This is a genomic window from Euzebyella marina (assembly GCF_014855515.1).
Taxonomy (GTDB): domain Bacteria; phylum Bacteroidota; class Bacteroidia; order Flavobacteriales; family Flavobacteriaceae; genus Euzebyella; species Euzebyella marina.
The window spans coordinates 442,090-464,367 of the sequence record NZ_JACYFK010000003.1; the positions used below are offsets into that span (position 1 = coordinate 442,090).

Here is a 22,278-nt window from a genome sequence, read left to right on the forward strand (position 1 = left end):
AGTACTGAGGTTGAAGTTGAACCGGAATTAATCTGAATTGGGTTGGTTGGTGGTAAGACCAACACTTTTATCTATTTTCCTTTCAGTGTAATTTTTTTCAGCATATTAATTCAGTTTCGTTTCGTCCGTTGGCATTAGATATAATATTTAAATGCTAAAGGCGGTGTTTTTATGTCAGTACTCGCAGTAAGTATTTCTCCAATCTTGTCCGCAAATCTTAACGTTACAGGTTCACCATCTGCAAAAATGCAGGCATTATAATTCAATTTAGTTAAAGATAAAATATCCTTTAAAACTTGTTTTATATCTGCTTCTCCTTTATTTATTTCTATAAATAAAGGATTAGGAACCTCCATTGATAATGCAGTTTGTATTTTAGGAACATAGCCCACAGTCCATAGAAAGGCACTTCTCTCGTTAACTACATATGCATTTCCTCTTAAAATTGTATAATCTCCCTCAGTTTTGTATAATTTGAGTGGTTTTGTTTTTGAAATGGTTACTCCGACAAGATTAGTTTCTTTTGGTGTCACTTCTAAAAATGCATCCCATTCTTGGTGATTAAACCTTGTTTTTGCGTGAATGAATACCTCTTTAGGATATTCTCCAATCTGTTCTTTATAGGATTGTAAGGATTGACTTAACAGAGCCTTCGCTTCTTTAGGTTCTAAATGATACTGTCCATTTTTAGGATTGTACCAAGGTCCAACTTCTCCTTTAAAAACCGTACCATCTCCATTATCTAAAAACATTTGAGCTGCACAACAAGCATTTCTTGGGTTTTTACTTTTTTCAACTTTTTTATAAACTAAACCAAGATAGCATACTCCATTTCGGACATCAGATAATTTCCAAGGTTTACCTCCAGCTTTGTAAAACGCAGCTGTTGAAATTGTCCAAGCCAAATGCCCTTCAATTTTAGAAAAATCTCTAATTGGCAGACCAAATGCATTTTTGAAATCGCGCCAAGCCAACGTACTTTCTCTAAAAATTTGTGTTGGTATGGTGTGTTTTAATAATCTTGCCTTAAATTGGTCGTGAAACTGTGCGTCATAATTATAAGTTTCAGCCTCTTTTTCTTGTTCTTTTAATTCTATGTTGATATCTGGGAATAGTGATGGTTCATACCTGAAAGATTTTGCTTTTGATTTAGACATTAGTGCCTTAGTCTGAACCATTTCTTTGGGAAGTACTGAATTTGGTCTGCAATATTTATAAATTTCATCTGGAACAATGACGAACCATACATCGACATTTTCATCTTCATTTTTATTAGCAGAAATGATCTTGTCTATAAAAAGGGAAACTAAGTCGTAAGTTCGCTTATGCGTACTGCTATTGTAAAGAAATTTACCAATATCTTCATTTGTAACTTCTTTAAATGTGATTCCTGTGGATTCCCATTTACAATCGAAAACAGCTTCAAAACCGGGAAACATCGGTCTAGTAATACTGTTACTATTATAGATTGGTTTTTGTATGTGGTCTAAATAATCTCTAAATATTTTCAGTCCTTGTTTAGTACCAATAACGCCACTCTTAATGCCATAAAGATTATTTAATGGGCCAAATAAGGCAAGTCCATCTCTGGCGTCAGTACATTTTTGACCGTGTGCAAATAGTATTTTTGGTTCTTCGATGTATATAAGTTCTTTCATTCAGCTTCTAAATTTTCAATCAACTCTTCCAGCTCCTCGATATCTTCGCCTTGGTTAAAGCCCGATAATTCAGCTTCTTCTTCAAGAGTATTTTTTTCAGGAATATTATAGCTTACGTTACCTTTAAATTTTACTGGTTCATTGGATACAAAAACTTTCTCTTCACTACCCATTTCTAAATAAAAGGAAGTGTCATCGTCGGATAAATATTTAATAAATGCCAATAGTTTGGTTCTCCAAGTATTATTCCACCAGTTTTTACCTTGTCTTCTTCTTGATGAATGTTGAACGCTTGAAGAGTCAATCAATTTTTTTCCGTCTGCCGTAAAAAATATGTGTGATGAAATCATTAATACGGGAAAGGGATAAAGTTTTGAAGCTCCAGAAATTCCGAAATGCCAATTTTTATCTTTTTGCTTTCCGACTAACATGGTTTTCTCAAATTTGTCTTTTTCTAACTTACCTTTTTCGAGCCAATATGCGGTTTTATTAGACATTTCATATTCTTGAACTTCTTTATCTTTCATCCTTAATTCAAATGCTTTATTAAGAAGTTGTACTATTAGCCTTTTACATTCTGCATTTCTAATAAAATTAGAATCATAACTTCCTGATAAAATTTCCTCTGTTGGTATCCTAATTGTTTTGCTCTTATGATATGTTTCTGTTTTAGGTAAATGATATGTAAAGTCGTAGGCCCAAGCGAACGTACAGAGATAATTTTTGTAACGAACAGCAGGAAACGTCAGTTCTCTTACGTCAAATCTTTTAGGAAGCATCCAATTGTATTCGTGAAATCTTAACTCTTCAGGAAAGGACAATATCGAAAGCCAATTTGAGTCATAAATTTCTTCTTTTTCAATTACACTTTTATCGTGCAGAAAAATTTGTTGATAAAGTAAATTACTTTTTGAAGCGTCAGCAACTTCTTTTGGAACTTTTTGTTTTTCGAACGCTTCTAATATATCTTTCAAACCTCTTGCCCAAGACATTTTAAAATCGATAGCGTTAAGCCTAACAATATCAATATTAATATCATCGTAAGATAGTTGTTCATCAATTGCTAATGGAATAATGAACTTATCATCTTTCAGTTGCTTTTTTACTTTTGCTGCAACTGCTAATTCTTTAAGAACACCTTCGCGTTGATTTGAATAAGATGATGAAACAAGTAAAAATTTACAGGTATCTTCTCTTATAACTTTTTCGATATTGCTCCAGAAATCAACCCCTTTATCTAAAAAAAGAATGTCACACCAAACTTCGTATCCTAATCCAATTAGTTTTAACGCTAACCATCTAGTAAAATCATTGTCATCGGGTGTTGCGTGACTTATAAATATTTTATTTCTCATTCGCTAAATTGTCGTTTGTAGTAATAACTTCTTGGTTTACTATTAGTTAAAACTTTAAACTTTTTTGTTTTAAGTTAGCTTGACGTAAATAATTAACTTTTTTTTCTGCTACTTGAAGAACATCAAGTGAGCAACTACTTTCGTAAATTTTTTTTGCAATTACTTGACTAAGAAATTCAATCCTTAATTCATCTAAGTTTAAATTAAATACAGAGGCTAAAAGGTTTAATCGTTTTTCATCAAAATCCCTTTTTCCATTCTCTATTTTACTCAAATTTGCTGAATCTAATTCGAGTTTTGCACCTAACTGAGTTAACGTAAATCCCTTATCGGTTCTTAGTTGTCTGATGTATTCTCCAAAATGTTTCTTCATTTGACTTTAATATTTTGACTTGTCAGTTGATGACAAAATTAGTGAAGTATATTGATTAGTTAAAAAACCTTTCTTGATTGTTTGAAAATACTATAAGTAAGGAAAGAAGCAGTTCTTTTGTTTTTTTAGCGTTGGATTGTGTGTGTCGGCAAAAAAATGAATGTGCTGCCTATGCCTTAAGTCATTGAATCCGGAAGCACGATTTACGCAATATGTAGAAAGGTCTCGGCTATGCGTAGTGCGAAAGCAAGGAATCTTTTCGTTTCCGTCTACTCACGAAGCTAAAGCTTATTATTTTACTTTTTCTTTTTTGTTCCAAAGGTAAATCCATAAGATTTAGTGACATTTTAAATATACACAGACCTTTTATTTTGCCCTAAAGTCCGCATCACGTTTAGCATCTTTGTTGTATGCAGTTTTATTTACGCGTTACTTTTTGTCCATCATATTAGTTTCTTCAAGTCAATAATGTCTTGTTCGTAAATTTGGTCGGTAAATTGATAGTAACGACTAAACATTTTGCGATTACTTTTATATAGTTCTAATGCTTTGTCTATATTTAGCGTTGCCTCCGTTTTATTTTTTAGAGCTAAGTATGTTTTCCCTAAATAATAGTAAGCTTCAGCTAATTCATTTTCCTTAATTTGATTTTCAAAAGATTTAATTGCCCTTTCTAGTTGATTGTTTTCAAGATAAAGAATGCCTAAATGCAGATTGTCATAAAGTCCAACATAGTAATCTTTGTCGGCCATAGCAGTTTCAATTATTTCGATAGCTTTTTTCTTTTGGCCGGTAAGTTTATAGCTAAGTGCTAAAACTATTCGCAAATCGTAATCGCCATTTTGCCCAACACCAATAAACGGTATTCCCTTTAATTCCATAAGCCTGTTTAAATCTTTGATTGTTTCTTCATAGTTATGTAAGAATGCGTACTGAGCCCAAGCTCTATCGGAAAGGTGCTGTTCGGGATTTAATTCCACAGCTTTGTCCATTAGTTCCTTCCATTGAATAAACTTCCCTCTTTTTAAAAACGCAACCGATTTTTCGAAATACGCATTGGATAAAGTTGGACACAAATCAATTGCCTCGCTCAAATGTTTTTGAGATGCATACGAACCTTGTTGATGCTGACTCTCTTGGTTATAATGTTGGCACGCCTTGTAACATTCCGAATCATCTTTAAAAAGTTCACAGTTTAATTGACTGCTTGCGATTGTTTGAAATAGAATGAGAATAAAGAATAAAATGTACCTTTTCATGGTAAAATATCTGTTATAACACCGTCCTCAAATTTGAAAGTCAAATATTGTTGAACATCCCATGCTTTCTCCCATCTCTCAAGTGATTTCCACCCATCTAGACCTTTGGTAATATTCAAAATTTCATTAGAAATATTGTTGTCAAATTTTTTAACCTTAAGGTTAAGGTCCATTTCGATAACTCGAAATCTACCAGTTTTACCTTCACAGTTAATTATAAAACGGATTGTTATGAAACCAGTTTGTCCTTTAGTTTGGGGGTAATTGAATTTTTCTTTAATAGTTTCTACCAATTTCTTTTTTTCGCCCTCGTAAATTAGTCCAAACCCTCCATAATTGAATGGAATTGTTAAATCTTCGTGACATACTTTAAAATTTTTATCATCCAATTGTCCATCAAACGGAATTTCTCCTAAATCGTTGAAATATGGTTCTTGTTTTTTATCTTCAGAACAAGATAATGTTATCAAATAAAGGATGACAAACAAAACTCTACTATACATAAAGACTTTTATCATAAATATGATGGTTGTTCAAATTCTGACTAACGGTTAAATTTAGTATAATTTTCCTACCTTAAAATTTAACTTTTTGGCTTAAAAAATTAATAGAGCTTCTTTATCTAGAGAATTGCACACAACGTATGCATAATGAATATATGTTCATTATATACCAAATATAGGGGATAAAACACATTTGGTTTTAAACGACTTATTATGATGATTCAATTTAATTTTCAAGTAATAGGAAGTGGAAAGATAAATGTCACAAAAAAGGGGATTTTACGGGACTGTTTAAACGTAATGCTATTGCTTCTGTCAAGGTGTCCCAACCCTGGTCTTTTTTAGTATTCTCGTTAATTGACCTTTTATAGGACATTTTAATAGATAAATACATTATCACTTCCTCGATCTCCAGAAAGCTATCGCCAATTATTTCCATAAAAATTTAAGAGGCGCTCAAAGCTCATCCAGATAAGTACAACTACACCGCCCAACTCCAATAGGCAGACACCGGTTCCAACGCCCCTTCGGGGCGTATTTTGTGGTGAGGGGAAGAAGAAGTCGATTGTGGTTTAAATCCTTAATATTCAATGATTTAAAGATTCTTGAGGGTATCTTGTAACAACAATTAAAAGCAATACCTATGGAAACATTCTTTAAATCTTTGGGCAAGACGGGCATTGGACAATTCTCCATATCGGTCTCCTTTCACGGTACGGACTGTGCGGTCTCGCTACTCCCAAAGGCATCGGAGGGCGACAACGCCCTAAAAACGATACGGCCCTTTACGCTCAAGGGCAGCATCGAGGAAATCGATACCGTCTTTTTGGAACGGTTGGGGAAACCCATGCAGGAAACAAAAGTACTGTTCGACAATGCCAACGGCTATCTCAGCAACCTGAAAAAGGCCGAGGAAAAGACCAAAATGGCGAACGACCGTAAGGAGAAAAAGAAGAAAGCCCTGTCCGACCTAAGGGAACTGGTCAAGGGCAAGAAATTCAACCCGATGGTCGAACACGAGAAGGCCGTGGATCTGGCCAACAAGGTACTGGAACTCGATGAAAACGACGCTTTGGCTAAAAAGACCATCGAGGATATGAAAGCCTACCGACAACCCACCTTTTTTTAAACCACAAGCACTATGGAAGTATTAGGATTGGAACGAAAATTTATGCTAAAGAACGTCTCGGGCGAATCCCTGTTGGACGACATCGACCCAAATTGGACACCTGACCAAATCAAAGACCACTATGCCTCGGTGTATCCCGAATTGACCAACGCCAAGATCGTGGACAACGGCATTGTCGACGGTCGGCATGAAATTATGTTCAAGACCATAGCGGGAACCAAAGGATAGCGATGAATGAAAAAGAAGCACATACCATCAAAAGGGGAACTGTCGCACTTCCACAAGGCCTTGTTCGGCATTCTCGATTCGCGGAAGAGGCCGTCATCGGGAACAAGAAGACCCAAGCACATCCAACAAGGGGATCGTTTTTTTCTGACCTGACCATCCCCATCTTGCCCCGATTCGAGGTATTCGACGGTGGCGACGGAAATCGATGGGACACGCTAAGCATCCTGACGAAAAATGCATTGGATACGCTTACGGGCAAAGAAATCGCATTGATGCACGATTGCCCTGAAATGCGGTTCTTCGGACAATTGCAACGATTGCACAGGGAAATTCCCGATGCACTGTTAAAGGAGGTATGCACACAAGAGGGAAATGATGGCATCCTTGTCATGAAGCCTGTTTTTGAGGCGCTCCATATTTGGGCGATTCCAATGGCCCCGATATTTTCGCTGCGAATCCGCAGTCCAAAATTGTTCGCTGCCCTGCTGTCTTTTGTACATTCATTGCCCTTTGACAATATATTCAAACGGATGGGCTACCTCTTGGAATGTTTGCTCGAATGGTCGTTCGAAGTTTCGGAATCCGAATCCGACCCCGGTACCGATTGTTGTGCCGAGGGGCCATGTGTCCTGTGCTTTATCGAGGCCCATGCCTCCGGTTATTCTAAATACGAGGATTTCGATTGGTTGGCCTGTATGCGAAGCTACCGACCAAAGAACACCTTGTTCAAAATGATGCGGGATTTGCTGTTGGAAGCCCCTAATATTGATTTCAATGCCTTTGCCAACCTATGTTTCTTGGAAGACGATATGGATATGGAGGTGGACGACCTGATCGTCTTTTTGGATAGGGAGGATTCCCAATTGGAAAATGGCTATATCAACTTTGTAAACGAGATTGCACAGTACGGCTACTCCCATACCATTTACGACACATCACTCACAGTTGGGAACGAGACCAAGTCCTTTGTTATGCGGAAGGAAGGGCAGGTAAATGCCGTTTTCAATTTTATGGACCGTTTGAACGAACTCTTAAAAAAACTCTGATGGAAGAAAACACCCTACACGACCCGAAATTTCATTTTGAACCCAAAATAGCCATCATAGGTTATGAGGCCATAAATGGCTACTACGGACGCGACGAATGTTACTTCTCAAGGCATACCGTTCGAAACGGGAAATTGGGGGCAGGGTCTCCGCTTACTATGGATATGGTCAGGGACATGCTCAAATTGGTCGATGTGGACAGATGCGAGTTTTCCTTTAAGGGTCAATTGCCGAAACCGTTGCTCTATTTCAGGGACAAGGGGACGTTACAATTGGTCTGGTCTTGTGACCGACCCGTGGAAAGGCTTCTTTTTAAGGAGCAATTGGACATACCCACGGGAACATATCCCATACCCAAATTGGTATTTTCCCTTTCGGGGGAATCGCTTTCCGTTTTTGCCATAACACGAAAAAAGCCGATCCATGACGGCACGGAGCTCTACCATGCCCCTTTTATGAACGTCTATGCCTCTGGAAAGGTGTGCATGGGCGATGCGACATTGCACTATCGCCATTTGGACTTTTATGAGGATATCATAGCCTTTGTGGAAAAGCAATTTTTCCTGTCGGTTTTTACCCATACGAACCACGACCATCTGCTGAACGGAAACTACACTGAGTTGATGCTCCAGATGCACGAGACGATGCATTTCGAGGAAGCCCTTTTACTCCCGAACCACCAACTTTTACAGCATGTCTATGAAAACTGATTACCACTACGCCCCGAATTATTTTTTCGCTCCCACCCATCCCATAACCATTGCGTTGGTCGGGGCAGGGGGCAATGGTTCCCTCGTGTTGGCACGTTTGGCAAGGCTCGACCATGCCTTGGTGCAGTTAGGGCATCCAGGCATCTATGTGACCGTTTTCGACGGGGATATGGTACAGCCTTCGAACGTGGGCCGACAGTTGTACGCCCCACAGGATGTTGGGGGCAACAAGGCCATTTGTGCCGTAACCAAGGTCAACCATACCTTCGGACTGCAATGGGATGCCGTTCCCGAACGGATAGGTGCGGACGATAAAAGATTGCACGCCAATTTGATCATTAGCTGTGTGGACGGTGCCGATTTTAGGTTGGAACTGGCAAAGGTGTTGGAACATCCCCGTTCAAGTTCCTATCCCTATGAGAACCAACATTATTGGTTGGATTTGGGCAACGGGAAATACTTTGGTCAGTATGTCCTCGGAAATCTGCAACACAATGATCGGCCTTCGAATGGGGAGGTGCAAAAACAAAAGTTAGATCATATCGTTGATTTGTTCCCCGACCTATCAAAAATGGAGGATGAGGTGGAACAGGGTAAAGGGTGTAGCTATGCGGACAAGTTGCAGGAACAATCGCTGTTCATCAATGATGCCCTGTCGTCGATGGCCGTCCATTGCCTCTACGAACTTTTAGTGAACAAAAAAATCAAATATCACGGGGCATTCGTAAACCTTGAAACGGGCAGGACGAATCCGCTCCCTATAAAATCCAATATACATGCTATCGCTTGAAATTCTTTACGAAAAACTTCCCTTTTTGGGATTCATCATTTTTATGTGGATTATTTTACAGGGAATGCTCAGGCTCAAACGTTTTTTGAGAATACCGTTTCTACTTTTTCTTTTCATCATGGTCGGTATCCCGTTTATAAAAGATTTGGTATGGCTCTTCGGTGCAATGGAACTATCGGTCTGGGGATATTATATCGCTAAAAGATGGCCGAGGCCATATTCTTGATCTTACCATTGGAATGATCGTTCTCATTGGTTCGTCTTTTTCTCTCCCTCCCCATGGTTTCTGCGGGAATTGAAAACCCTCCACCTTCAAGCCTGACCGAGCGAGCACGCTGCGCTGGCTCGCATTCGGTCGTCTTTCCGGCTACTGATTTTCAACCCCCTCGAAACGGGATGCAAACGTATGGAAGCCCCTATCGGGGTCCCATACCTTTGCGGAACGTGTTTTGTAGTTCCATAGTGTACGAGAACTTTGTTCGGTGTGTGTACCGTTGGTTCCCGTATTTAAGATATTTTACCGTTTTTTACGCAAACAAATTTGAAGGCAACTATTGTAGGAATAGATTAATAGCCAAAGGTATTCTGTAACAAAAATTTACTAAATTTGTTACAGATAAGATGAATGTGTTATGCAGAGTGTTGAGTCCAAAATAAAAAAATCCATTTCCAAAAAGGAGCAGGGAGAATTAGTGTTCCCCGATGATTTTCGGGGATTGGGTTCACCTGAAGCCATACGGTTGGCCCTCCATAGGATTGAAAAAGAAGGGTATATAAAAAGAGTGGCCCAAGGAATCTATGTCCGTCCCAAGATAAGTAAATATGTGGGAGAGGTATTGCCAACGGCAGAGGAGATTGCTAGGGCCATAGCCAAAAGGGACAAGATCAGGTTGGTACCTACCGGGGTATATGCTTTAAGTGCGTTGGGGCTTAGCACACAGGTACCCATGAAACTTGTCTTCCTTACCGATGGAGCTCCCCGGGAATTAAAATTGGGGAAGCGAAGCATAAAACTAAAGAAGACCACCCCCAAGAATTTATCGGCCAAGGGCGAGATAAGCAGACTGGTCATACAGGCCCTTCGCGAGATAGGAAAGGAACAATTAACGGACGAGGAAGAAGCAAAGATTATTGCCCTATTGAAAAAAGAAGACCAAAAAGACCTGCTTCACGATATAGCATTGGCTCCGGCATGGATCCGTAAAATTATGGAAAAGAGCTTGGAAAATGGATAAAAGGACATTTTACGATATACCCAAAGAAGATAGGCTTGCCATCTTTAAAAATGTAGAAAACAAAACGGGGATACCTGATTTTGCGGTTGAAAAAGACTGGTGGGTCGTCCAGGCATTAAAGGTAATCTTTGAAATGGAGATAGCGGAACATTTGGTCTTTAAAGGAGGGACCTCGCTAAGCAAGGCTTGGAAACTGATAGATCGGTTTAGTGAAGATATCGACCTTGCCGTTGACCGCGGATTTTTTGGATATTCAGGGGAGCTATCAAAAAAACAGCTGACCAAGCTGAGGAAAGAAACCAGCTCCTATATTTCAGGGAAATTTTATCCAGTGTTGCAGCAGCGATTTAAGAACGGCGGATTTAAGGATGTGGGTTTCAATATCATTCCGGCCGAATCAAGTGACCAAGACCCCCGTATCATAGAAATCTATTATCCATTTCTGACCAAATCCCCCGGATACATCCAACCAAGGGTGCAGGTTGAGATTGGCTGTCGCTCCTTAAGGGAACCTTTTCGATTAAAACCGATAAACTCCTTTGTTGATGAAGAATATCCCGATGCCGAATTTGTCGAGCCTCCAGTGAATGTTCCATCCGTAACCCCTGAAAGGACTTTTTTGGAAAAGCTTTTCCTATTGCATGAGGAATTCCAACGTCCCAAGGAAAAGATAAGGGTAGATAGGCTAAGCCGTCATTTGTACGATATTTTTCAATTATCGAAAACAGAATTTGCGGCCAATGCCATTAATGACCAAGGATTATATGAAACCATAGTAAGCCATAGGTATGTATTCACAAAACTTGGCGGGGTCGATTATAATCTGCATCAACCACAAGATATACGGCCCATCCCATCCCCTAAGTATAGGGAGGATTGGAAGGCAGATTATAAAACAATGCAAGAGCAAATGATTTATGGGGATTCGCCGGCCTATGAAGATTTGGTCAAAGGAATCCAAGGATTTTTAGAAAAGATGAACGCTTTGAATTGGAGAATGGGAGTGGAATTTCCCTTGCCTAAAAGTTGAGAACAATCTATATTGATTAAATTTATACCATGTCGGAAACCCTATATAAAGTACTGGATTTCAGTCGGCCGATAGACCGACAGTCTTTCGTTGAGGTCATCAGTGAACCGGATGGTCTTTCCCCTTCCCACAAAAAGACCACGCTTTCGGACGAGCAACTGAAAACCCTCATCACGGCCATCTTTACGTATGGGCTTCATTATGACGAGGTATCCGAAGGGCAACGGGAACTGCTGTTAAAGGCAATTCTGGAAGGCAAACAACCGCTGTTCGACCTATCCCAAACCTTTGTAAGACATCTGATGAACAATCTGGATAGTCCTGCGATGTTACAGTTGGAAGCACTCCAAAATATTGAATGTGATTTGAAACGGCCATTGTCCAATGAACCGCTAGCGGATTTTGTAGAAATGGAACTATTGGACCAAGCTACGTCATACCGAAAATGGGAATATGGCCGATTCTCCATAGCTTATTTAACAGCGCGTTTTTCGACGCAGGCCCAATGGAAAAAAGTGGAGAAAACCGTGAAAGAAAAGAAACCACGCCCCGAAGCTTATCTCAAAAATTTTGATAAGGAACTGGAAAATGCACGCTATAGTCTCGATGCCCACGAACAAGTACTGCTACATCTTGTCGTAAAGGCCAAGCTCTGGCCTGGGAAGACTACAATGGCCGATTATTTGTTGGCGGGTTCTATAGTGCAACAACACCTGCTCGGCCTCTCCCTTCGGTCCGAAAAACTTGCCAAGGTCTTGGTAAATGCTATAGAGCGAACTCCAAACATAAACAAACGCAGGGGCGGACCTAAATTATGATTCCGTCGGAAAAACTGCTCAGCTATCTGGAAGATTTGGCCAAGAAGGAACATCCCGAGGTCAACGGCAAGGAATATTCCCAATCACAGGTCCTATTGGCCGAGCGTTTGGTACGCGATGTGCAAAATGCCATCGGAATCGCTTCGCAGAAACCGAAACTTTCCCGCAGACGGGCCTTTATCGTAATCTTGGAGGAACTCTACTACAATGTCCCTAAATACCCCAAAGAACTTACCCTTAATCGCATCCACAGAAGGGCTTCCCAACGATTCGAGTATATGAACAGGGACGTAAAATCCTTTACCACGCCCATGGAGGTGCATCCCAAAGATCCCTGTACTTTTTACGAGGACAACGCCCATGGCAAAGCACGCTATAGATCCGCACTACAACATCTCGTGTTGGAATCCCATAGGTACTTTCAGGTTCCTGAAGCCGAGGCCTCCCTTAAAATCCTTTTCGAGGACGTTAAACTCTGCTGAATCCATTTACCGTACAACACTCCGTGTACGGCAAAGCCCTTATTGACTTGAGATATGTTTTAGGTTTGGCCTAAGTTAATCGGAGGTCACGTAGCAAGTTGTGTTTTTGCTAACAAAAACCCTGCGCACCTTGTTTGCAGTTTGCCTTGTGATGCGTTAAATCATTTGAAATGGGAAGGCCAAAAAAAGAACTTGGGTCATTAAAAACAATACAGGTCAATGTCAGGATGACTGCTGCTGATCATTCCAAAGTTTCCGTTAATGCAGAAACCATCGGGCTGTCCGTTGCCGAATATATCCGAAGAAAATGTACGGGAAAATCCTTGCCGAATAAAAAGATAACCCCATTGGACAGGAAACTCTTTGTCGAGTTGAGCCGGGTGGGAAACAACCTGAACCAACTTGCCAGGGTCTCAAACTCAGGTATCCGTGACCCGTTCAATATCATAAAACAATTGGAGGAGGTAAAAATGCTGTTGCAACAGCTCAAATCAAATATTGCGAACAATGATAGGTAAGATAACCATAGGAAAGGATTTTTACGGTGTTCTTGCCTACAATGAAAAAAAGGTAAGCGAAGGTGTAGGGTATGTGATCGATTCAAATATCGGACAATCCACAGCGGTGAATATGACACAGGAATTCAATTTGATCAGGCAATTGCGGCCAAGATTGGGCAATGCGGTCCTCCATGTTTCCTTGAACCTGCCCTACTCAGATCAATTAAACGATAAGGAGTTTGCTTCATTCGGATGTGACTATCTAATGAAGATGGGTTTCGATAACAACCAGTTCATTATGTACCGTCATACGGACACGGAACACGAACACATCCATATAGTGGCCAATAGGGTCAGGTATTCGGGCAGGATAACAAATGATAGCAACATTAAGAGAAGAAGTCGGGAAGTGCTCAATAATCTGGAAAGGAAATATGGATTGACCCAAATTTCAACAAAAATTGGTGGAAAAAAATCACTTGACCAAAAGGAAATAGAGAAAACCCTGAGAACAGGCGATGTACCTATCAAGCTTGTCCTACAGGAGAGAATCGGTCCGGCTATCTCAAAAGCAATGGACACAACAGAATTTATCAAGTTGCTACAAGAGCAAAATATCTCGCCAAAATTTAACGTGAGCAAAACTACGGGCAGGGTTTCGGGGATATCTTTCAAATATCAAGATGTGGTATATAAAGGCAGTACCCTAGGTAAAAAATTCTCATGGAACAGTATTGTAAAACAAATCGATTATGAGCAAACAAGAGACCGTTCAGTTATATTATCGGCTAATGGAAAAGAACGAGGAACTGATCAAGCTGACGAAGGAAACGATGAAGGAACAGTCAAGGTTGAACCAAGAAATAATGGGACTGCAAAAGGCACTCGAAATTCTGCTCAACAATCAAAAAGTCATGTGGGAGAAATTAAGGAAAATGGAATAGTCGAGCCTTTAATGGATGAATCGGAATGGAATCCTTTTAAGCTGGAACTTACTGACCATGGTGCCAGAAAAAAGTCTAAAAGAAAGAAGAAAAGAAAGGGATTGAACAAATAAATCGATTCAGAGTGTCGTAAAATTCAATGGGCAATCAAGTAAACATACAACCCCTTAATCTGACCGGTAAGGCGTTTTGCGAAAAGCTTGGTGTATCGTACAATGGCCAGATCATGCAGGCTTTACGGGATCTAGGATTAGTCAGTTTTTTCAAAGTTGGCAAAAAATACCTGTATGCTTATGAAGACATTTATTCGATCAATCAAAAACTCAGAAAAGGGGAAATATCGATAAGAGTGGACAAAGGGTATTACATCACTATAAATGAAGTAGTTTAAATATTGAACCAAAAGCACTTTAACCGAACAATCTATTCATTTCCTCTGCTTCTTCCTTATGGTAAAAATCTTTTAAATAATGCTGTGTGGTGGACAATTTGGTATGCCCCAATAGTTTGGAGATCAATAACAGCCCAGTATCCTTCTTTACCGCAAAGTCGGCGAAGGAATGTTTTGCCATATGCATATTCACCCATTTTCCTATTTCTGCTTTTTCACAAGCATTACGCAATGAACGGTTTATAGCATTATTGGCAATATATAATTTGTGTTCTATTTCATCTGCATTTTTATTGTCCATTCCATAAAGGGGAGGAAAGATAAAAGTATTGTTTCTGCCTTTATAATTTTCTAGTATGGCCGCAGCCTTAGGAGTCAAAGGCAAAGTTCTTTTTGCACCTGCTCTAGTTCTGGATTTGCCCATAGTATATACGATTTCATTTCCTGCAATATTTTCCCATTTAAGCTTACATATATCAGAAAATCTCATGCCAGCGGTATAGAAGGAAAATAGGAACATGTCCCTGGCTTTGATCATCCCTTTGAATCTTACAGGGATTTCCAATTCTGAAAGTTTGGTGATTTCTTCAAAAGTCAATGAGTCTTTTTCAACATTCTCAGTTACTATTGTATAGCCTCTTATAGGATTTTCCTTTATAACACCCATTTTCATTGCTTTATTTAGAACTGCATACATTGACTTGAAATTCGAGGCGACTGTATTAATTTTATTCCCTTTTTCAAGCATCCATTTTTCATAATCCTTGGCGAATTGTACAGAAAGATCGGAGAATGAAACGTAGCTCGAGAATTTTTTTAGTTTTTGGATGTACTTCTGTTGTGTGTTGGCAGTGCGGATTTTACCTTTTAACCTAGCTTCATCGACTATTTGTTGGTAGAAGTCCAGAAAAGAACTAGTATCATACTTCTTATTATTCTTATAAAGAAGAAGCAAGCGTTTGGCCGAGATCCCTTTGTTATTGTAATAGATTTGTTGAACAGAGATCAATAAGGATTGGAGATTGGCGTTCAGTTTTTCTTCAAGTGGATGCCTTTTTATTTTTTTCTTTTTGTCGTCCCACTGGTTTTTTAGTACAGATATTCCAGAGTCAATATACTGGACATCCTTTTTAGAAGTCTCAATTTTAAGTCTGATTAATTGGGTTCCGTTCTTTTTTAAATAAGTAGAAAGATAATAGTTAAAATTCATTAGTTCGGTATTAGTTCGGAATATGCATAAATATAATGAAATATAAACGATTATAAACAATAAAAGCCTCTATTGATATAGAGGCTTTTACGTGTATTTAAGGGGTGTGAGCGTATTTATTCCTGCATAGTGTGGTACACGTTCTGCACATCATCATCTTCTTCAATTTTTTCCAAAAGTTTTTCTACATCTGCCGTCTGTTCTTCATCTAGTTCTTTGGTCACCTGAGGAATTCTCTCAAAACCCGAAGATAGAATTTCTATTTCCCGCGATTCCAGTTCTTTTTGAATGTCGCCAAAGCTTTCAAAGGGGGCATAAATTAAAATCCCATCCTCATCAACAAAAACTTCTTCGGCACCAAAATCGATCATTTCTAATTCTAATTCCTCTGGGTCTAGGCCTTCTGCATTGATTCGGAAGTTGCAAGTATGGTCAAACATAAATTCAACAGAACCGGAAGTTCCCAAACTGCCATTACACTTGTTAAAATAACTTCTTATGTTGGCAACTGTTCTGGTATTGTTGTCGGTTGCAGTTTCTATTAAAATGGCGATTCCGTGGGGGGCATATCCTTCAAACAGCACTTCTTTATAGTCACCCAGGTTTTTGTCACTGGCCCTTTTTATAGCCCTTTCAATATTATCTTTGGGCATATTGACCGACTTGGCATTCTGAATGACCGCTCGTAAACGCGCATTGGCATCAGGATCGGGTCCTCCTTCTTTTACCGCCATAACGATATCTTTCCCGATTCTGGTAAATGCTTTGGACATGGCTGCCCAACGCTTCATTTTTCTGGCCTTTCTAAATTCAAAAGCTCTTCCCATAATATTCTGTGCTATTTATTCAGTGGACGCAAATTTAAAAAAATGTTTCACTACCCACGTAATTATCTAGAAACCTTCTGACTGTATCTATATAAGTACGACTTGTTATTCGCTCTCGATGATTTCTTCAATAGATTTGGCCAATTTAAAGTCTTTTTCAGTTACCCCGTCGGCATCATGGGTATTCAATCGTATACTTAGAGTATTATAGACATTCTGCCAATCCGGATGGTGGTTTTGCGCCTCACATTCAAAGGCTATTCGTGTCATTGTTGAAAAGGCCTCCTTAAAATTATGGAACTCGAAAGTAGTTTCTATAGCACCATTGTTATAATCCCACCCTTCTAAATCTTGAAGTTTTTCATTTATTTCTGAATCGGATAATTTTTTCATGATATTAATTTTTAAATGTTCAGGTATTGTTTGAAGCTACTAAAAAGAACGTTGATTAGGGGCTTAATAAAGAAAGAATTTAATGGTAAAGCTTTAGCCTACGATATGATGGTCGATTATATCTTGATAGGTCACTTCTAGATTCTTGGGCAGCTTATTGTCTTTGGGCAGAACGGCCAAATAGCGTTCTTCATTAGAGGTGAAGACCCGTTTGTAGATAGGATTGAATTTACCGATTCGATCAACAACCTCTTTGATAAAATCTTCATGATGTACCAAATCTTTACTACCTAAATGAAAAATACCTGTTTTATTTCTATTGATGAGGTAATGTATCTGTTGCGTTAACTTGTCATCATTGGTAACGTTCAAAACAAGATTTGGAAAAACTTCAATAGGCTCATTGTCCCAAATCAATTTTTTAATTTCTTTGATACGTGGTGACCCGTTACCAAAAACCATGGGCAGCCTTAAGATGCCCATTTTTTTCTGGGGAATTCTGAGAAGCATGTTTTCAATCTTGATTTTTAACTTTCCGTAAATGCTTTCAGATAAGGTCTTGTCGTTTTCGTAAGAGGGATATTTTCTGTAAGCGTCAAATACGTTGGCAGACGAGAGAAAGTAAAGCGTACATTCGTTTTGGTTCAAGTATTCGACTATATGCTGATGCGCCTGAATTTGAGAAGCGAAGTTTCCGCGAAGGGCAGATATAATTACGTGTGGTTTGATTTTTTCCAAAATGGTGAAAACGTCATCTTCTTCTAGATTATATCTTAAAAACTGCTGGTTGTTTTCGAATGACCGCCTAGCGGAATTGTAGGTGCCGTAGGTATCATAATAATTGCAAAGCTCTTTATAAATAGCATTGCCCAAAAAACCGCTTCCTCCCAGGATTAAAATTCTCTTACTTTCCAAAATTAAAAAATAGATAATCCGGTTTCGGTAGTCAACATTTCCAAAGCTTCCATACCTAACTTTGAATTCCCTTTTTTATTCAGGCCCGGTGACCAAGTAGCTACCGTAAATTTGTTCGGTAATAACGCTACGATACCTCCACCGACTCCACTTTTTCCCGGTAATCCTACCTCGAAGGCAAATTCTCCCGCCTCATCATAAAAACCACAAGTTAGCATCAAGGCGTTGATTCTCTTTACTTGATTAACGCTTAAAAACTTTTGGTCTTGTATGCAATGGCCTCTATTACTGAACAAAAAGAAGGTTTCTGCCAATTGCGCGCAATTCATTTCCAATGAGCACTGATGAAAATAGAAGTCAAGCACTTCATCAACGTTATTTTTGAGATTGCTATAAGATTTCAAAAGGTTGGCAGCGGCGAAATTTCGAAATCCGGTATTTTTTTCACTTTTGGCAACCGCTAGATTGTAGTCTATACTGGGATCATTGGCAATCCTCCTTATAAAATCGAGAAATTCGACTTTGGCATTTTTTAATTCAGATACCAGAACATCGGCAACCACAATGGCACCTGCGTTGATTAATGGGTTACGAGGTATACCATTTTCTTGTTCTAAGAGGGATAGATGATTAAAAGGGTCTCCGGAAGGTTCAACATCGACCCTACTCCATAGTTTTTCGCCCACTAGGCTTAGCGCCCTGGTTAATGACAATACTTTCGATATACTTTGTATGGAAAATTTCTCTTGCGAATGGCCCTCTGAATATTCATTTTTTGCAGAATCGACCAAATGAATGCCAAACTTATTAATGTCAATATCGCCCAACTCAGGTATATAGGTGGCTACTTTTCCCCGCTCTTGACGGTTGCCAATCTCTGAATAGACTTTATGTAATATACCTTGAAAATCGATCATTAAACTTTATAGAACGGAAGTTTTACAATGGTGGCCGGCACCGCTTTCTTTCTAATTTGAATATTGATTTTGGTACCCACTTGAGACCTGTCGGCCGGTACATAACCCATGCCAATACCTTTGTTCAAGCTGGGTGACATGGTGCCAGATGTGACGGTGCCAATGGCTTGGCCATCATTATCTACAATATCATAACCTTGCCTTGGTATACCTCGATCATCTAATTCAAAGGCAACCAATTTATTTTTTACACCATTTTCTTTCTCTTTGAGCAAATTTTCACTGTTGACAAACTCTTTGGTAAACTTGGTAATCCATCCCAGACCGGCTTCAAGCGGTGATGTGTCTTCATTTATGTCATTTCCGTAAAGGCAATAGCCCATTTCCAGTCGTAGGGTATCTCTGGCCGCTAGGCCTATCGGTTTGATTCCGAAATCGGCACCAGCTTCAAAAACCTTATCCCAGATTTGTTGTACCTCGCTGTTCTTACAATAGATTTCAAATCCGCCGGAACCAGTATATCCAGTAGCTGAAATAATCACATACTCGATACCTGCAAAGTCGGCAACTTCAAAATTGTAAAATTTAATTTTAGAGAGGTCTACCGAGGTTAACGATTGCATGGCCTCGACCGCTTTCGGTCCTTGAATGGCCAAAAGGGAAAATCCGTCGGAGATGTTTCGCATTTCCGCACCTACCTCGGTATTATATTTAGAAATATGGTTCCAGTCCTTTTCGATATTGGCCGCGTTTACCACCAAAAGATAGGTTTCGTCTTTTACTCGGTAAACAATCAAATCATCAACGATACCTCCTTTTTCATTTGGCAAGTAACTATACTGTGCCTTTCCTACGGTTAATTTTGAAGCATCATTAGAGCTTACTTTTTGAATAAGTTCCAATGCTTTCGGTCCCTCGATTAAAAACTCCCCCATATGCGAAACGTCAAAAACGCCTACCCCGTTTCTTACGGTTTCATGCTCGATGTTCACGCCATCGTAAGAAACCGGCATTTGATACCCGGCATACGGAACCATTTTAGCTCCCAAATCAATGTGTGTTGAGGTAAGGGCTGTATTTTTCATTGTAACTTTGCATATTAGAGTTGTGCAAATCTATTGAATAAATTAGGTTTTGAATAAGCTCAATTTGTTATGTTTAGCATAATATTTGAAAAAGTTAAGAATACACGTACATCTGAAAATTATAACCGTTATGAACTATAAAAAGATAATACTCTTAGTGCTCGTCGCCTTATCAATGCAATTGGCAAAGGCCCAAGATAGGCCGACCGATTTTTTGCCCGCTGATTTTCACGAGGGAAGAAGGCAAGCGGTAAGAGAAATGATGCCCCCAAATAGCGTGGCCGTTTTTTTTGCCAACCCTGTCAGAAATAGGGCCAACGATGTTGATTATGTCTATCATCAAGATCCCGATTTTTATTATTTGACGGGGTATCATGAACCTAATGCCGTTTTAATGATTTTCTCTGAGATGCAAAATGGGCAAGAGGGCACTTATAATGAAATTCTGTACGTGCAAGAAAGAGACCCCAGGGCCGAACAATGGAATGGAAAACGATTAGGAGTTGAAGGTGCAAAAGAACTTTTAGGTTTTAGTAAAGTATATAATGGTAGTGAGTTCGCAACTTCGAATATCGATTTAAAGAGTTTCGACAATGTACTTTTCTTTGATTTTGATAATGATGTGCGAGACTCTAGAGACGAAGCCGACTTATTCGATTTAATTACCAGTTTCAAGGCAAAGACCAACTACCCTTCTGATTATGATGCAGGAAAGCAACAGTTGTATCAGATGATCAAATCGACCGAAGTTGAAAACAGTGCTAATGTTGCCCAGATTCTAGGTAGGTATTTAAATCGAGATGAAAGCCTAAAAGAAGATGAGCTTTTGAACGGGTTTGTCAATGCTTCCAATGATGAAACTAGAACCGATATCAAAGAAAAAGTGTCATTAAAACTATCGGCTCATAATCTGAACTCGGCGCTATTGGGTGAAATTATGGCAACGCTTAGGGAAACCAAATCTGAAGAGGAAATGGTACTCTTAAAAAAAGCCATTGAAATTTCAGCGGTCGGCCAAGTAGAAGTGATGAAGGCCATGCACCCAAATATGTCGGAAACTGAAATTCAAGGGGTTCATGAATATGTCTATAAAAAATATGGTGCGGAGTATGAAGGGTATCCTTCTATAGTTGGAGGAGGAAATAATGGATGCATTTTACATTACATTGAAAACAATAAACCAAAAGTCGGCAATGATTTGGTATTGATGGATTTGGGGGCGGAATATCACGGGTATACAGCTGATGTAACCCGCACCATACCCGCCAACGGAAAGTTTACCAAAGAGCAGAAGCAGATTTATGACATCGTTTATAACGCTCAAGAAGCCGGTATTATGGCCAGTGTCGTTGGCGCTCCTTTTCAGGCTCCGGGTCAGGCGGCCAGTAAAGTGGTTACCGAGGGTTTGTTGAAGTTGGGAATTATTCAAAAGGAAGAAGAAGCCCGTATTTATTTCCCTCATGGTACTTCGCACTATTTGGGGCTTGATGTTCATGATAAAGGCACCTATAGGGCTTTTAAGCCGAATACAGTGATAACGGTTGAGCCGGGAATTTATATACCTGAAGGTAGCGATTGTGACAAAAAATGGTGGGGCATTGCCGTGCGAATTGAAGATGATATTTTGATTACGGAGGAAGGGCCGTATAATCTATCGGCTATGGCACCCCGAACTACAGAGGCCATCGAGACCATAATGGCACAACCAAGCCCTTTAGATAAATTTAATTTGCCCGAGTTGGATTAATCTTAACTTGATACCAGGGATAAAAGAAGATTTATTGAGTTTAAATTGTATTATAAACAAAAGGACTAAGATGATTCCGTGAAAATTGACTCATGGCAGAACTAATATTTATAGGGAACTATGATAAGTACGGAAATTAAATCAAGCGCAAACCTCATTTTATTTTTAGTGCTGGCTGTGACGTTGACCACTTCAGGTTGGGGACAGGAAGCAATGGATTTGAAAGAGAAGTTAATCCAAGAATATTTAGGGGAGTGGGTCAATACCGACCCTAATTCTAAAAATGTTACTCGACTGGTTATTGAAAATTCAGGTAAACTAACGGTTCGAGCATTTGGTAAATGTGCTCCAAAAGATTGTGAATTGGGTGAAGTAGTACTCTTTCTAATAAGCGACAGCGTTGACAATGAAGCGAATCTACTACCCTTTAATCACGCAATGGCCATTTGGCATTTAGATTATGCGGAGCATGTGATGAAGCTCAAGGTTCGGAATTCTCAGCTTCTTATTGAAAATACCGGTATTTTCAAGGATAACTCAGGTAGGAATAATTATAGTTTTTCGGCAATTTTTAAAAAAGTAAATTAAAGATTTATAGAGTTCTTCTGGGTTTTGAAGTTGAAATTCTAAGGTAACATTGGTATTCCGCTATTTTTATTAATCATCTCTAAATTCTTTTCGTTTCGATTTTTTGAAAAGCTTGTATAAAGAATAGACCAAAATTATCGCTAAA

Annotated in this window: 25 protein-coding genes; 14 read left to right on the forward strand and 11 right to left on the reverse strand. The window is 39.2% G+C overall.

Features of this window, described 5'->3' with window-relative positions:
* Positions 1-134 precede the first annotated feature (134 nt).
* The 5 genes from IL356_RS14970 to IL356_RS14990 all read right to left on the reverse strand — a co-directional run bounded on the left by IL356_RS14970 (position 135) and on the right by IL356_RS14990 (position 5,163).
* A complete protein-coding gene (locus IL356_RS14970) occupies positions 135-1,658 on the reverse strand; it encodes an argonaute/piwi family protein (RefSeq protein ID WP_109649955.1) in 1,524 nt (507 codons plus the stop codon).
* The gene (locus tag IL356_RS14975) at positions 1,655-3,013 is read right to left on the reverse strand and encodes a toll/interleukin-1 receptor domain-containing protein (RefSeq protein WP_121848336.1); all 1,359 of its coding nucleotides are present in this window, start codon (positions 3,011-3,013) and stop codon (positions 1,655-1,657) included. Before IL356_RS14975 ends, IL356_RS14970 begins: the two co-directional genes overlap by 4 nt.
* Before the next feature lie 46 nt (positions 3,014-3,059).
* Positions 3,060-3,386, reverse strand: coding sequence for a helix-turn-helix domain-containing protein (locus IL356_RS14980; RefSeq protein ID WP_109649957.1), 327 nt, complete (start codon positions 3,384-3,386; stop codon positions 3,060-3,062).
* 443 nt (positions 3,387-3,829) lie between these two features.
* Entirely contained in the window at positions 3,830-4,645 is an 816-nt protein-coding gene (locus IL356_RS14985) for a tetratricopeptide repeat protein (RefSeq protein WP_121848337.1), read from the reverse strand.
* Entirely contained in the window at positions 4,642-5,163 is a 522-nt protein-coding gene (locus IL356_RS14990; RefSeq protein WP_162987843.1) for a hypothetical protein, read from the reverse strand. The genes IL356_RS14985 and IL356_RS14990 overlap by 4 nt, the downstream gene beginning before the upstream one ends.
* A 628-nt stretch (positions 5,164-5,791) precedes the next feature.
* Between IL356_RS14990 and IL356_RS14995 the strand changes: the two genes are divergently transcribed.
* From IL356_RS14995 to IL356_RS15050, 12 genes are all read left to right on the forward strand, one after another.
* Positions 5,792-6,277, forward strand: coding sequence for a PRTRC system protein E (locus tag IL356_RS14995; RefSeq protein WP_121848339.1), 486 nt, complete (start codon positions 5,792-5,794; stop codon positions 6,275-6,277).
* A 12-nt stretch (positions 6,278-6,289) separates the two neighbouring features.
* Complete coding sequence (locus IL356_RS15000) at positions 6,290-6,505, forward strand: PRTRC system protein C (RefSeq protein WP_121848340.1); 216 nt, start codon at positions 6,290-6,292, stop codon at positions 6,503-6,505.
* A 2-nt stretch (positions 6,506-6,507) separates the two neighbouring features.
* Positions 6,508-7,551 carry a hypothetical protein gene (locus IL356_RS15005; RefSeq protein WP_121848341.1) on the forward strand — a complete coding sequence of 348 codons (1,044 nt, stop codon included), beginning with the start codon at positions 6,508-6,510 and terminating at the stop codon, positions 7,549-7,551.
* Positions 7,551-8,261 carry a hypothetical protein gene (locus IL356_RS15010; protein WP_121848342.1) on the forward strand — a complete coding sequence of 237 codons (711 nt, stop codon included), beginning with the start codon at positions 7,551-7,553 and terminating at the stop codon, positions 8,259-8,261. The genes IL356_RS15005 and IL356_RS15010 overlap by 1 nt, the downstream gene beginning before the upstream one ends.
* Positions 8,251-9,051 carry a PRTRC system ThiF family protein gene (locus tag IL356_RS15015; RefSeq protein ID WP_192466563.1) on the forward strand — a complete coding sequence of 267 codons (801 nt, stop codon included), beginning with the start codon at positions 8,251-8,253 and terminating at the stop codon, positions 9,049-9,051. Before IL356_RS15010 ends, IL356_RS15015 begins: the two co-directional genes overlap by 11 nt.
* A 632-nt stretch (positions 9,052-9,683) precedes the next feature.
* The gene (locus IL356_RS15020) at positions 9,684-10,286 is read left to right on the forward strand and encodes a DUF6088 family protein (protein WP_121848345.1); all 603 of its coding nucleotides are present in this window, start codon (positions 9,684-9,686) and stop codon (positions 10,284-10,286) included.
* Positions 10,279-11,316, forward strand: coding sequence for a nucleotidyl transferase AbiEii/AbiGii toxin family protein (locus IL356_RS15025; protein ID WP_121848346.1), 1,038 nt, complete (start codon positions 10,279-10,281; stop codon positions 11,314-11,316). Before IL356_RS15020 ends, IL356_RS15025 begins: the two co-directional genes overlap by 8 nt.
* A 29-nt stretch (positions 11,317-11,345) precedes the next feature.
* Positions 11,346-12,134 (forward strand): hypothetical protein, encoded by a 789-nt coding sequence (locus IL356_RS15030; protein ID WP_121848347.1) that lies wholly within the window; start codon positions 11,346-11,348, stop codon positions 12,132-12,134.
* Positions 12,131-12,616, forward strand: coding sequence for a hypothetical protein (locus IL356_RS15035; RefSeq protein WP_121848348.1), 486 nt, complete (start codon positions 12,131-12,133; stop codon positions 12,614-12,616). The genes IL356_RS15030 and IL356_RS15035 overlap by 4 nt, the downstream gene beginning before the upstream one ends.
* A gap of 170 nt (positions 12,617-12,786) precedes the next feature.
* Positions 12,787-13,134, forward strand: a complete 348-nt coding sequence (locus IL356_RS15040) for a plasmid mobilization protein (protein ID WP_121848349.1) — start codon at positions 12,787-12,789, stop codon at positions 13,132-13,134.
* Entirely contained in the window at positions 13,124-14,173 is a 1,050-nt protein-coding gene (locus IL356_RS15045) for a relaxase/mobilization nuclease domain-containing protein (protein ID WP_121848350.1), read from the forward strand. The genes IL356_RS15040 and IL356_RS15045 overlap by 11 nt, the downstream gene beginning before the upstream one ends.
* A gap of 26 nt (positions 14,174-14,199) precedes the next feature.
* Positions 14,200-14,451, forward strand: coding sequence for a hypothetical protein (locus IL356_RS15050; RefSeq protein ID WP_121848351.1), 252 nt, complete (start codon positions 14,200-14,202; stop codon positions 14,449-14,451).
* 19 nt (positions 14,452-14,470) lie between these two features.
* Here IL356_RS15050 and IL356_RS15055 read toward each other — a convergent pair whose 3' ends face one another.
* From IL356_RS15055 to gcvT, 6 genes are all read right to left on the reverse strand, one after another.
* Positions 14,471-15,661 (reverse strand): site-specific integrase, encoded by a 1,191-nt coding sequence (locus tag IL356_RS15055; protein ID WP_121848352.1) that lies wholly within the window; start codon positions 15,659-15,661, stop codon positions 14,471-14,473.
* 116 nt (positions 15,662-15,777) lie between these two features.
* Positions 15,778-16,488: a YebC/PmpR family DNA-binding transcriptional regulator gene (locus tag IL356_RS15060; RefSeq protein ID WP_121848353.1), complete on the reverse strand. Its 711-nt coding sequence runs from the start codon at positions 16,486-16,488 to the stop codon at positions 15,778-15,780.
* A 105-nt stretch (positions 16,489-16,593) separates the two neighbouring features.
* Positions 16,594-16,881, reverse strand: a complete 288-nt coding sequence (locus IL356_RS15065) for a 4a-hydroxytetrahydrobiopterin dehydratase (protein WP_121848354.1) — start codon at positions 16,879-16,881, stop codon at positions 16,594-16,596.
* Between the two features lie 93 nt (positions 16,882-16,974).
* Positions 16,975-17,796: a sugar nucleotide-binding protein gene (locus tag IL356_RS15070; RefSeq protein WP_121848355.1), complete on the reverse strand. Its 822-nt coding sequence runs from the start codon at positions 17,794-17,796 to the stop codon at positions 16,975-16,977.
* 2 nt (positions 17,797-17,798) lie between these two features.
* Complete coding sequence (locus IL356_RS15075; protein WP_121848356.1) at positions 17,799-18,713, reverse strand: glutaminase; 915 nt, start codon at positions 18,711-18,713, stop codon at positions 17,799-17,801.
* Complete coding sequence (gcvT, locus tag IL356_RS15080) at positions 18,713-19,798, reverse strand: glycine cleavage system aminomethyltransferase GcvT (protein ID WP_121848357.1); 1,086 nt, start codon at positions 19,796-19,798, stop codon at positions 18,713-18,715. The genes IL356_RS15075 and gcvT overlap by 1 nt, the downstream gene beginning before the upstream one ends.
* A 130-nt stretch (positions 19,799-19,928) precedes the next feature.
* Here gcvT and IL356_RS15085 point away from each other — a divergent pair, with 130 nt between their 5' ends.
* Both IL356_RS15085 and IL356_RS15090 read left to right on the forward strand, forming a co-directional pair.
* Complete coding sequence (locus IL356_RS15085) at positions 19,929-21,545, forward strand: aminopeptidase P N-terminal domain-containing protein (protein WP_121850660.1); 1,617 nt, start codon at positions 19,929-19,931, stop codon at positions 21,543-21,545.
* 120 nt (positions 21,546-21,665) lie between these two features.
* A complete protein-coding gene (locus IL356_RS15090) occupies positions 21,666-22,133 on the forward strand; it encodes a hypothetical protein (RefSeq protein WP_121848358.1) in 468 nt (155 codons plus the stop codon).
* Positions 22,134-22,278: the final 145 nt, after the last annotated feature.